Origin of the sequence: Altererythrobacter litoralis (genome assembly GCF_036324225.1) — a bacterium.
GTDB lineage: Bacteria > Pseudomonadota > Alphaproteobacteria > Sphingomonadales > Sphingomonadaceae > Erythrobacter > Erythrobacter litoralis_A.
This window is the reverse complement of the sequence record NZ_JAZDQV010000004.1, coordinates 72169-83813: the sequence shown is the minus strand read 5'-3', so window position 1 is coordinate 83813 and position 11645 is coordinate 72169. Positions and strand designations below refer to the sequence as shown.

Annotated in this window: 9 protein-coding genes; 7 read left to right on the top strand and 2 right to left on the bottom strand. The window is 63.2% G+C overall.

Going from position 1 to position 11645, the window contains the following annotated elements; all coding sequences use genetic code 11:
- The first annotated feature begins 140 nt into the window (after positions 1-140).
- The 5 genes from typA (at position 141) to VRS74_RS05375 (ending at position 6527) form a co-directional block, all read left to right on the top strand.
- Complete coding sequence (gene typA / locus VRS74_RS05395; RefSeq protein ID WP_354144225.1) at positions 141-1976, top strand: translational GTPase TypA; 1836 nt, start codon at positions 141-143, stop codon at positions 1974-1976.
- Between the two features lie 130 nt (positions 1977-2106).
- A complete protein-coding gene (gene ggt / locus VRS74_RS05390; protein ID WP_354144224.1) occupies positions 2107-3897 on the top strand; it encodes a gamma-glutamyltransferase in 1791 nt (596 codons plus the stop codon).
- A gap of 60 nt (positions 3898-3957) precedes the next feature.
- Positions 3958-5418, top strand: coding sequence for a sodium/proline symporter PutP (gene putP / locus VRS74_RS05385; RefSeq protein WP_354144223.1), 1461 nt, complete (start codon positions 3958-3960; stop codon positions 5416-5418).
- 1 nt (position 5419) lies between these two features.
- A complete protein-coding gene (locus VRS74_RS05380) occupies positions 5420-5797 on the top strand; it encodes a VOC family protein (protein WP_354144222.1) in 378 nt (125 codons plus the stop codon).
- Positions 5798-5867: 70 nt separating this feature from the next.
- Positions 5868-6527 (top strand): extensin family protein, encoded by a 660-nt coding sequence (locus tag VRS74_RS05375; protein WP_354144221.1) that lies wholly within the window; start codon positions 5868-5870, stop codon positions 6525-6527.
- Between the two features lie 7 nt (positions 6528-6534).
- Here VRS74_RS05375 and VRS74_RS12665 read toward each other — a convergent pair whose 3' ends face one another.
- Positions 6535-6897, bottom strand: coding sequence for a response regulator transcription factor (locus VRS74_RS12665; protein WP_435521375.1), 363 nt, complete (start codon positions 6895-6897; stop codon positions 6535-6537).
- A 287-nt stretch (positions 6898-7184) separates the two neighbouring features.
- Here VRS74_RS12665 and uvrB point away from each other — a divergent pair, with 287 nt between their 5' ends.
- Positions 7185-9368: an excinuclease ABC subunit UvrB gene (uvrB, locus tag VRS74_RS05365; protein ID WP_354144220.1), complete on the top strand. Its 2184-nt coding sequence runs from the start codon at positions 7185-7187 to the stop codon at positions 9366-9368.
- 54 nt (positions 9369-9422) lie between these two features.
- Complete coding sequence (locus VRS74_RS05360; protein ID WP_354144219.1) at positions 9423-10922, top strand: S10 family peptidase; 1500 nt, start codon at positions 9423-9425, stop codon at positions 10920-10922.
- On the opposite strand, the gene VRS74_RS05355 is transcribed toward VRS74_RS05360, so the two are convergent.
- The gene (locus VRS74_RS05355) at positions 10923-11624 is read right to left on the bottom strand and encodes a VOC family protein (RefSeq protein WP_354144218.1); all 702 of its coding nucleotides are present in this window, start codon (positions 11622-11624) and stop codon (positions 10923-10925) included.
- Positions 11625-11645 lie beyond the last annotated feature (21 nt).

Here is an 11645-nt window from a genome sequence, read left to right as displayed (position 1 = left end):
TACGTTACGTCCACTGTACCTTATCGCATGTCCGGCGCTTGTGATGTGCCGGCGCATCGGCTAGGGGCGCGCAGCTTTGTGCGGCGCAACATGCCGCCAATCCCTATTTCTGCCCGCCAGACCCCATTCGAAAGACCATCATGTCCCGCTCGCTGCGCAATATCGCGATCATCGCCCACGTCGACCACGGCAAGACCACTCTGGTCGACCAGCTGTTCCGCCAGTCGGGCACTTTCCGCGAGAACCAGCGGATCGAGGAGCGCGCGATGGATTCGGGCGATCTCGAAAAGGAACGCGGGATCACCATCCTTGCCAAGTGCACTTCGGTCGAATGGGAACAGGGCGGTGACACCACCCGCATCAACATTGTCGACACGCCCGGGCACGCCGATTTCGGCGCCGAGGTGGAACGCATCCTGAGCATGGTCGACGGCGTGATCCTGCTGGTCGACGCCGCCGAAGGCGCAATGCCGCAGACCAAGTTCGTCACCGGCAAGGCGCTGGCGCTGGGCCTGCGCCCGATCGTGGTGGTCAACAAGATCGACCGCCCCGATGGCCGCCCGCAGGAAGTGCTCGACGAAGTGTTCGACCTCTTCGTCAGCCTCGACGCCCATGACGAGCAGCTCGACTTCCCGGTGCTCTATGCCTCGGGCCGCGATGGCTACGCCAGCGACGACCAGGAAGCGCGCAGCGGTTCGCTCGCACCCCTGTTCGACCTGATCGTGAGCCATGTGCCTGCACCGGGCCTCGACGAGAATGGCCCGTTCAGCTTCCTCGCCACGCTGCTCGACCGCGACAATTTCATGGGCCGCGTGCTCACCGGGCGCGTCCAGTCGGGCAGGCTCAAGGTCAACGACCCGATCCATGCCCTCGACATGGACGGCAATATTGTCGAGACCGGCCGCGCCACCAAGCTGCTCAGCTTCCGCGGCCTCGAGCGCGTACCGGTCGACGAAGCGCAGGCGGGCGACATCATCGCGCTCGCTGGCCTCGAAAAGGCCACCGTCGCGAACACGATCGCCAATCCCGCGGTCAAGGAGCCGATTGCCGCTCAGCCGATCGACCCGCCGACGCTGGCGATGCGCTTTGCCGTCAACGACAGCCCGCTCGCCGGGCGCGAAGGCGACAAGGTGACCAGCCGCATGATCCGCGACCGCCTGCTGCGCGAAGCGGAAACCAATGTCGCCATTCGCGTCACCGAAAGTGCCGACAAGGACAGCTTCGAAGTGGCCGGGCGCGGCGAACTCCAGCTGGGCGTGCTGATCGAGACCATGCGCCGCGAAGGCTTCGAACTCGGCATCAGCCGCCCGAAGGTGCTGTTCCGCGAAGAGAATGGCCAGCGGACCGAACCCTATGAAACTGTCGTGATCGACGTCGATGACGAACACTCGGGCACGGTCGTCGAGAAAATGCAGCGCCGCAAGGCCGAACTGGTCGAAATGCGCCCCTCGGGCGTGGGCAAGACCCGCATCACATTCTCCGCCCCGTCGCGCGGCCTCATCGGCTATCACGGCGAATTCCTGTCCGACACGCGCGGCACCGGCATCATGAACCGGCTGTTCGAAAAATATGGCCCCTACAAGGGCCCGATCGAAGGCCGCATCAACGGCGTGCTGATCTCGAATTCGGATGGCGACGCGGTGGCCTATGCGCTCAACGCGCTGGAAGAGCGCGGCGAGCTGTTCATCAGCCCGCAGGCGCGCGTCTATGAAGGCATGATCATCGGCGAGAATGCCAAGCCGGACGATCTCGAAGTCAATCCATTGAAGTCGAAGCAGCTCACCAACATCCGCTCTTCGGGCAAGGATGACGCGATCCGCCTCACTCCGCCGCGCCGGATGAGCCTGGAACAGGCGATCGCCTATATCGACGATGACGAGATGGTCGAAGTGACGCCCAAGTCGATCCGGCTGCGCAAGGCGATCCTGTGCCCGCACGAGCGCAAGAAAGCGAGCCGCAAGAAGGACGCGGCCTGATTTCCTGCGGTGTGCCCTGCGGGGCACGCCTTCCCCGACACGCGATGAACCTGCCCCGCTAAGCGAAAGGCTTGCGGGCTCGGTTGCTGCGCCCTAGTCCTCCGGCCCGAACAGGTTCCCGGAGTCTTCCATGAAGCGCACTATCGCCGCACTCACCGCAACCATCGCCAGCCTTGCCCTCGCCACGCCCCTCGCAGCGGACGATCATGCCTCCGCCCGGCCTGTCGCCGAACAGATCGGTGCCGGCGGCCGCCCCATCGGTGCCGACTGGTCGCGCAGCCCGGTCATCGCGCAACACGGCATGGCAGCGACGGCGCATCCGCTGGCAACGCAAATCGCGCTCGATATCCTCAAGGCGGGCGGCAATGCGGTCGATGCAGCGATCGCCGCCAATGCCGCGCTGGGCCTTATGGAGCCGACCGGCAACGGGATCGGCGGCGACATCTTCGTGATCATCTACGATCCCAAGACCGACAAGCTCTATGGCCTCAACGGTTCGGGCCGTTCGCCGAAGAACCAGACGCTCGAGCAGCTGAAGGAAAAGCTCGGCGGAGCAGACAGCCTGCCGGCTTTCGGCCCGCTGCCGATCACTATCCCCGGCACGGTCGATGGCTGGTTCGAAATGCACAACCGCTTCGGCCAATTGCCGATGGCCGACGTGCTGGCGCCGACCATCAAATACGCGCGCGAGGGGCATCCCGTCGCGCCGGTGATCGGAATGTATCTGGCTCGCGCACTGGCCGGTTTCGAACGCAACTCGGACAAATTCGATTTCAGCAATGCCCGCGCCACCTGGTTCGCCAATGGTGCGCCCAAGGCCGGCGAGATTTTCAGGAACCCCGATCTTGCCAATACGCTCGAACGGATCGCGCAGAACGGCCGCGACGAATTCTATCGCGGCGAAAGCGCGAAGATCATGGTCGACTACCTGCAGCGCCAGGGCTCGGCCTTCACGCTGGAGGATTTCGCCGAGCATCGGAGCGAATGGGTCGAGCCCGCCTGCGTGCATTATCGCAAGGGCTATGAGCTGTGCGAACTGCCACCCAACACGCAGGGTTTTGCCGCGCTGCAGATGGTCAACATCCTCAAGAATGTCGACCTTGCCCAATGGGAACGCGGCAGCCCCGAAGTGATCCACTACATCACCGAAGCCAAGCGGATCGCCTATGCCGATGTGGCGAAATTCTACGCCGATCCGGATTATGCGCCCTTCCCGATGGAATTGCTGAGCGACGAATATGGCAAGGCACGCTTCGAGCTGATCGATCCGGACAAGGCCACTCCCGAGTTCGGGCCGGGCGAACCCAAGCTGGAGGGGCCGGGCGACACGACCTACATGACCGTGGTCGATGGCGACGGGCTGATGGTCAGCCTGATCCAGTCGAACTATCGCGGCATGGGCGGCGGGCTCACGCCTGACGGAATGGGCTTCATGTTCCAGGATCGCGGCGAACTTTACAGCCTCGATCCGGCGCATGCCAACGCCTATGCGCCGGGCAAGCGCCCGTTCCACACCATCATCCCGGCCTTCGTGAAGAAGGACGGCAAGCCCTATATGACGTTGGGGCTGATGGGCGGCGGGATGCAGCCGCAGGGCCATGTGCAGGTGCTGATCAACATCGTCGATTACGGCATGAATTTGCAGGAAGCGGGCGACGCCGCGCGGCTCAACCACGATGGCGGCCGCCAGCCGACCGAAGCCGCAAGCGGGCCCTCGGCCGATCCGCTCGGCACTTTGTTCGTCGAACCGGGCATCCCGGCGGCGACTGTCGAAGCGCTGAAGCGCATGGGCCACAAGGTCGAAGTCATCGACAATGGCATCATGTTCGGCGGGTATCAGGCGATCGCGCGCGACCCTGAAACCGGCGTGCTGACCGGCGCGACCGAGATGCGCAAGGACGGGCAGGCACAGGGATATTGAGGCGGTAGCCCCCCGCTATCGCAGTAGCCAGCGTGGCTGCGGCCTGATAATTCCCCACCGATGCAGACCGGAACCCTGATCGCGCTCGCGCTCTACTTCGCCCTCATGCTCGCGATCGGCCTCTATGCCTGGCGCCGCTCGACCGCCGATAGCGAGGGGTATTTGCTCGCCGGGCGCAACCTGCCCCCTGCGGTTGCCGCGCTCAGCGCAGGCGCTTCGGACATGTCTGGCTGGTTGCTGCTGGGGCTGCCGGGCGCGCTCTATGCCGCAGGGCTGGTCGAAGCCTGGATCGGGATCGGCCTGTTCGTAGGCGCGCTGGTCAACTGGATCGTGGTGGCCCCGCGCCTGCGCGAACAGACCGAAACGCTCGGCAACGCGCTCACCATCCCCGAATTCCTCGCCAACCGCTTCCCTGACAAGGCGATCGCACTGCGGCTCGTGTCGGCGGTGGTGATCGTCGTGTTCTTCGCGGTCTATACCTCGGCAGGGCTTGTCGGCGGCGGCAAGCTGTTCGCGACGACCTTCGCCGGCCTGTTCGGCGATATCGGCATGAGCGACTACATGCTGGGCATCTGGATCACAGCGGGCGTGGTGCTGGCCTATACGATGGTGGGCGGCTTCCTGGCGGTGAGCCTGACCGATTTCGTGCAGGGCCTGATCATGGTGACCGCGCTGGTGGTCATGCCGCTGGTCGTCATGTTCGGACCCGGCGGAACTGCGGGCGGCTCGCTTGCCCTGGTGCCGCAGGAAGGCTTCCTCAGCCTTACGCACGGGCTGACTTTCATCGGGTTTCTTTCGGCTGTGACATGGGGCCTCGGCTACTTCGGCCAGCCGCACATTATCGTGCGCTTCATGGCTGTTCGAAGCGTGGCTGACGTCCCCACTGCACGGAATATAGGCATGAGCTGGATGGCGGTGTGCCTTATCGGCGCAATCGGGATCGGGCTGGCAGGCCGGGCCTATGTCGAGCGCAACGGGATGGTGCTCGAAGACCCTGAAACGATCTTCATCGTCCTTGCCAATCTGCTCTTCACCCCCTTCGTGACCGGCTTCCTGCTTGCCGCCCTGCTCGCAGCGATCATGAGCACGATCAGCTCACAGCTGCTGGTCGCCTCATCCTCGCTGACCGAGGATTTCTACCGCCTGTTCCTGCGCAAGAATTGCAGCGAGCGCGAAGCGGTGAACGTGGGCCGCATTTGCGTGGCGCTGGTCGCGCTCGCCGCCATCGCAATCGCTAGCGACCCTGACAGCCAGGTGCTGGGGCTCGTGTCGAACGCATGGGCCGGGTTTGGCGCCGCCTTCGGCCCGCTGATCGTGCTGGCGCTGACATGGGGCCGGATGACCGGCGCCGGTGCGGTGGCCGGACTGGTTACGGGCGCGAGCGTCGTGATCGGCTGGATTGCGCTGGGCTGGAACGCCGCCTTCATGGGCGGCCCCGGGGTTTACGAGATCATTCCGGGTTTCATCGCGGCATGGATCGCCATTGTCGCGGTGAGCCGAATGACATCGAAGGAGAGCTGAAATGGCGCGTGTGACCGGCTTGGGCGGCGTGTTCTATGTCGTGAAGGACCCGGAAGCGACGCGCGCCTGGTATCGCGAGAAGCTGGGGATCGACGGCCCCTATGGCCCGCAGCTCGCCTGGGCCGATGAACCCAAGGCCAATCCCTATTCGCTGATCAGCCAGTTCGCCGACGACACCTATGTGAAGCCCGGCAAGGGCGGCTTCATGATCAACCTGCGGGTCGACGATCTCGACGGCTTCGTGAAAGTCCTGAAGAAGCGCGGGGTGAAGATCCTCGACAGCATCGACGAGGGCTATGGCAAATTCGCCTGGCTGCTCGACCCAGACGGGGTGAAGATCGAGCTGTGGGAACAGGTGGCAGACGAACTGCCCGAATAATGCGCCGGGCCCGAGCGTTACGGGCAGCGTCTTTACTTTTTGTTAACCATGATTCCGCACACTCCGCGGCATGTTTCGACGCGCGATCTTCCTTGCTCTGGCAACCGCCACGCTGGCAGCTTGCGGCGCAGTGCCCAGCGGGCCCACGCGCAGCCCGCAATCTGCGCCCCGCCCCGTCGCGATCAGCCCTGACGCGCAGATGTGCCTTGCGGGCCTGAGCGACGCGGGTTCGCGCTTTTCGCCCTTGCCTGACCGCTTTGACGGGCCGGGATGCGCGGTGACCGGCGCAGTGCAGCTTTCCGCCGTGCGCGGCGACCGAACCCAGCTGGGCATCAGCAATATCGGCCCGGTCGAATGCGCTACAGCTCAGGCCTTTGCCGCATGGGCCCGCTTCGGCGTCGACCGTGCCGCAAGGCAAATCCTCGGCAGCCCGATCGAGCGGATCGAAACCATGGGCAGCTATGTCTGCCGCAATGTCGCCGGCACAGAGCGCCGCTCGGCGCATGCCCGCGCCGAAGCGATCGATATCGCCGCTTTCATCCTGGCCGACGGGCGCCGCATCAGCGTGCTGGGCGACTGGACAGGCGGCAGCCGCGAGGAACGCGAATTCCTGCGCGTAGTGCATGAAAGCGCGTGCAAGCGTTTCGGCACGGTGCTGGGGCCGGATTACAACGCCGCTCATCGCGATCACCTGCATCTCGAAATCGGCGGGGGCAGCTTCTGCCGCTAAAGCTGGCCTAGAGCCGCGCTTCGATCTTCAGTCGCACCGCGTCTGCCGGGTGTGTTGCGCCCAGTTTCGTCATCATGTTGGCGCGGTGGATTTCGACCGTGCGCGGGCTGATTTCGAGTTCGCGCGCAATCGTCTTGTTGCTGCTGCCTTGCGCCAGCCAGTCCAGAACTTCGCGCTCCCGATTGGAGAGGTTGGCGATGCGGCTGCGCGCTTCGATCATGCGCCTGCGCGCTTCACAATAGGCTTCGATTTCATCGGAGACGCGCGCCAGGCACTCTTCTAGAGCCGAGGGATCGAAAGCCAGACGCGCGAATTCCGCGCGAGAGCGGCTCGAAGGATCGATATAGTGGAGTGCTGGCTTCGTTGACATGCGTCGATTTTGCACATGAAATGAAACTCAATCACGTTGGATCAACTCCGAATTGGTACTAGTGTCCGTGTAATCTCGATATTAAGTATAATTTCACTCATAAATATTCATCCATTTTCGATCAGAAATAGGTGATTGCGCTATCTGTATTTACACAGACCTCTGAAAAAACGGGATGGCGGTTAACCCGAAAGGCGCGAGCAGGCCGCCAGATCGCATATTCAAGTGCGCTGATATCTGCCAACCTGCCGTTGCGATCACGGCATTTGTGCCCCATATGTTCGCACATGGCGGAATTGGTGATCAGGCGCGGGCTGGATGAGCCCGACACCAGCGGCGAGTTTGTCCCGCACAAGCCCGCTCGTCCGGAGAAGGCCGATGGCGGAAGGCCGTTCAAGCTGGTTTCGGACTATGAGCCAAGCGGCGACCAGCCGACTGCGATTGCCGAACTGGTCGGTGCGGCAAGGGATGGCGAACAGACGCAAGTGCTGCTGGGGGTAACCGGCAGCGGCAAGACCTTCACCATGGCCAAGGTAATCGAGCAGATGCAGCGGCCCGCGCTGGTGCTGGCGCCGAACAAGATCCTCGCCGCGCAGCTCTATGGCGAATTCAAGAGCTTCTTCCCGGAGAATGCGGTCGAGTATTTCGTATCCTATTACGACTACTACCAGCCCGAAGCCTATGTGCCGCGGTCCGACACATACATCGAGAAAGAAAGCTCGGTGAACGAAGCGATCGACCGGATGCGCCACTCGGCCACGCGCGCGCTGCTTGAGCGCGATGACGTGATCATCGTCGCATCGGTGAGTTGCCTCTACGGGATCGGCTCGGTCGAGACCTATTCGGCGATGGTGTTCGACATCAAGGCGGGCAGCACGGTCGACCAGCGCGAACTGATCCGCAAGCTCGTTGCCCTGCAATACAAGCGCAACGACACCGCTTTCGCGCGCGGCAGCTTCCGCGTGCGCGGAGACAACCTCGAGCTGTTCCCCAGCCACTACGAAGACATGGCCTGGCGCATCAGCTTCTTCGGCGACGAGATCGAAGAGATTGCCGAGTTCGATCCATTGACCGGCAAGAAGGGCGCGACTTTGGAAAAGGTGCGCGTCTATGCGAACTCGCACTATGTCACCCCCGGTCCGACGATGAAGCAGGCCACCGAGGCAATCAAATTCGAATTGCAGGAACGGCTCAAGGAACTGCACGAAGAAGGCCGCCTGCTCGAGGCGCAGCGGCTGGAGCAGCGCACCAATTTCGATCTCGAGATGATTGCGGCGACAGGCAGCTGCGCGGGGATCGAGAACTACTCGCGCTTCCTCACCGGGCGCCTGCCGGGCGAGCCGCCGCCGACCCTGTTCGAATACCTGCCTGAAAATGCGCTGCTGTTCGTCGACGAAAGCCACCAGACGGTGCCGCAGATCGGCGCGATGGCGCGCGGAGACCATCGCCGCAAGCTGACGCTAGCCGAATATGGCTTCCGCCTGCCGAGCTGCATCGACAACCGCCCGCTGCGCTTCAACGAATGGGATGCGATGCGCCCGCAGACCATCGCCGTTTCAGCGACGCCCGGCGGCTGGGAAATGGAGCAGACCGGCGGCGTCTTCGCCGAGCAAGTTATCCGCCCCACCGGCTTGATCGATCCGCCGGTTGAAATCCGCCCGGTCGAGGACCAGGTGCAGGACTGCATCGAGGAGTGCAAGAAAACCGCCAAGCTCGGCTACCGCACTCTAGTGACCACGCTCACCAAGCGCATGGCGGAGGATTTGACCGAGTTCATGCACGAAGCGGGCGTGAAGGTCCGCTACATGCACTCGGACGTCGAAACGCTCGAACGCATCGAGCTGATCCGCGACCTGCGCCTTGGCGTTTATGATGTGCTGGTGGGGATCAACCTGCTGCGCGAAGGGCTCGACATTCCCGAGTGCGGTCTCGTGTGCATCCTCGACGCCGACAAGGAAGGTTTCCTGCGCTCCGAAACTTCGCTCATCCAGACGATCGGCCGCGCCGCGCGCAATGTCGACGGGCGCGTGATCCTCTATGCCGATCGCGTCACCGGCAGCATGGAGCGCGCCATGGCGGAGACCGAGCGCCGCCGCGAAAAGCAGCGCGAATATAACGAAGCACACGGCATCACGCCACAGACGATCAAGCGCGCGATCGCCGATATTGTCGCACACACCGCGTCGCAGTATGGCGTGATCGTCGATACCGGCGATGATGAGCGCAACAACCTCGTCGGGCACAATTTGCGCTCCTACATCGAGGATCTCGAAAAGCGGATGCGCGCCGCCGCCGCCGATCTCGAATTCGAGGAAGCCGGGCGATTGCGCGACGAGATTCGCAGGCTCGAAAACGAAGAGCTGGGGCTGTCGGACAGCGAGAAATTCGCGCCGATCAAAGGCAAGTCGACCGAAGGCAGGCCGGGGACTCGCAAGATGCGCTATGGCAAGACGCAGCGGAAGATGCGGTAGAAGCGACAGGCGGATTATTGCGCTGGGGGATAAGCATTGGCATAGCCTTCGCTCATGAAACATCTTCTTTGCGCTGCCGCGCTCATCGCTCTGCCCTTCGCCGCTCCAGTCCTGGCCGATGCGCCAAAGGAGAAAGCCGCAACCCCCGCCGCGACAATAGAGCCGCAGGTCAAGACCCGTGACCTCAGCGGGACATTCGGGGGGCAGCGAGTAAACTACCGTGCCACCATAGGCGAAACGATCCTGACTGGTGAGGGCGGCAAGCAGGAAGCGGTGATCGTTACCACCAGCTATGTAAAGCAGCCCCGCGACCCCTCGCGCCCGGTGTTCTTCATGTATAATGGCGGTCCCGGCTCAGGCTCAGTGTGGTTGCAGATGGGCGCGTTCGGGCCGAAGCGGGTGGCGATACCGTCCGATGCGCGCGACGATGGCGCGCCGCCCTATCCGATCCTCGACAACCCCGACAGCCTGCTGGACGTGGCCGACCTGGTGTTCATCGATCCGCCGGGCACCGGCTTCAGCTATTTGACCGAGGGCACCGATCCCAAGAAATATTACGGGCTGGAGGAAGACGCGAAAGCCGTGGCGCAGGTGATCCGCCGCTGGATCAATGACAACGGCCGCTGGAACAGCCCGAAGTATCTCGGCGGGGAAAGCTACGGCACCACCCGCACCGCCATGGTGGCGCGCGAACTGGAAGGGCGAACCTTCAACGATGTCGGGTTGAACGGGCTGATCCTGATTTCGACCATACTCGATTTCGCAATGCGCGAGCCCACCCCGGGCAATGAACTGGCCTATGTCGTGACACTGCCCAACATGGCAGCGGCGGCCTTTTACCATGGCAAGGTTCAAGCACCTTCTGTCGAAGCCATCGCGGAAGAAGCGCGACAATTCGCGATTGGCCCCTTTGCCAGCGCGCTGCTGAAGGGTCAGGCGTTACCAGCCGCCGAGCGCGCCGCGGTGCGCGCCGAACTGTCGCGCCTCACCGGCCTTTCCGAGGAATATCTGGAGCAGGCCAATCTCCGTGTTACCGACCAGCGCTTCTACAAGGAGTTGCTGCGCGATCGGGGCCTTACCATTGGCCGTCTCGATGCGCGCTACACCGGCAAGGATTATGACAATGCTGGCGAAACGCCCGACAATGATCCCAGCTTCTATGGAATCGATGCGGGCTACACTGCCGCCATCAACAGCTGGGCGCGCGAGAGCCTGGGCTTTGAAACCAATCGCGAATACCAGTCGATCGGTGGCATTGGCGGGCAATGGAACTGGTCGCTCGGCAGCGGATGGGGCCGCAATGCCTATCTCAATGTGGCGCCCTTCATTGGCCAGGCGATGCGCCAGAACTCGCAGTTGCGCGTGTTCAACGCGCAGGGCTGGTACGACTTCGCAACGCCGTTCTTCGGGGCGGAGTATTCACTCAATCGCATGGGTATTCCGCAGGACCGCGTCAAGTTCACTTACTATGACGCAGGCCACATGATGTATGTGCGCGACGAAGACCGGCAGAAGCTGTCGGCCGACGTCCGCGAGTTCATCCAGTCGCGCTGATTATTCGGCGGCTTCCTTGACCGGAGGCTCGGGATAGCTGGCCATCTGCCAGAGCACTTCGTCCGGCAGGGCCAGCACCTGCTTGTAACGGTCGAGGTCCATCGCCTGGTGGGGCTTCGCGGGGTCATAGGGCGGCTGCGGCACCGCCCCACTCTCGCCCGCATAGGCCTTGGGCGCGGCGTAATTGGCCATGTCATCTGCTCCGATCCCGACCTTGGCGGCGGCACTGGCATCGAGCCAGCGCGCAGGCTCGATCGCACTGTCCGACCATGCCACTTCGAGCGTGAGATTTTCCGGCCCGGCGAAATAGATCGACTGGCACATGCCGTGGTCGATCGGGCCATAGACGTTCACTCCGCGGCTGCGGATGCGGTCGCGCAGCGCGATCAGGTCTTCGCGGCTGTCGGCCTTGAACGCCAGATGCTGCATCGTGCCCGGCGCGGCATTGCCCCCGCCCCAACCCGCATGGGTCTGGCCGATCACCGTTTCCACGCCCGCGGTTTCGGGCAGCTGGACCAGGCTGAACTGGCAGTCCTCGGACAATTCGAGAAAGGCATGGATGCCGCCCGGCACGCCATGCATGTCGAATATCGCGACCAGCCTGCACCCCAGCACATCGCTGAAAAATTCGATCTGGCCCTTCATGTCCCCGGTCATCACCGCCAGATGGTGGATACCGGTGGGATGCACATTTGCGCTCATTGCGCTTCTCCTCGCCCTCGG

Coding starts and splice junctions, on each gene's coding strand:
- VRS74_RS05355 (WP_354144218.1), bottom strand. CDS start 11,624: ATGAGCGCAAATGTGCATCCCACCGGTATCCACCATCTGGCGGTGATG.
- VRS74_RS05380 (WP_354144222.1), top strand. CDS start 5,420: ATGGCGCGTGTGACCGGCTTGGGCGGCGTGTTCTATGTCGTGAAGGAC.
- ggt (WP_354144224.1), top strand. CDS start 2,107: ATGAAGCGCACTATCGCCGCACTCACCGCAACCATCGCCAGCCTTGCC.
- putP (WP_354144223.1), top strand. CDS start 3,958: ATGCAGACCGGAACCCTGATCGCGCTCGCGCTCTACTTCGCCCTCATG.
- typA (WP_354144225.1), top strand. CDS start 141: ATGTCCCGCTCGCTGCGCAATATCGCGATCATCGCCCACGTCGACCAC.
- VRS74_RS12665 (WP_435521375.1), bottom strand. CDS start 6,897: ATGTCAACGAAGCCAGCACTCCACTATATCGATCCTTCGAGCCGCTCT.
- VRS74_RS05360 (WP_354144219.1), top strand. CDS start 9,423: ATGAAACATCTTCTTTGCGCTGCCGCGCTCATCGCTCTGCCCTTCGCC.
- uvrB (WP_354144220.1), top strand. CDS start 7,185: ATGGCGGAATTGGTGATCAGGCGCGGGCTGGATGAGCCCGACACCAGC.
- VRS74_RS05375 (WP_354144221.1), top strand. CDS start 5,868: ATGTTTCGACGCGCGATCTTCCTTGCTCTGGCAACCGCCACGCTGGCA.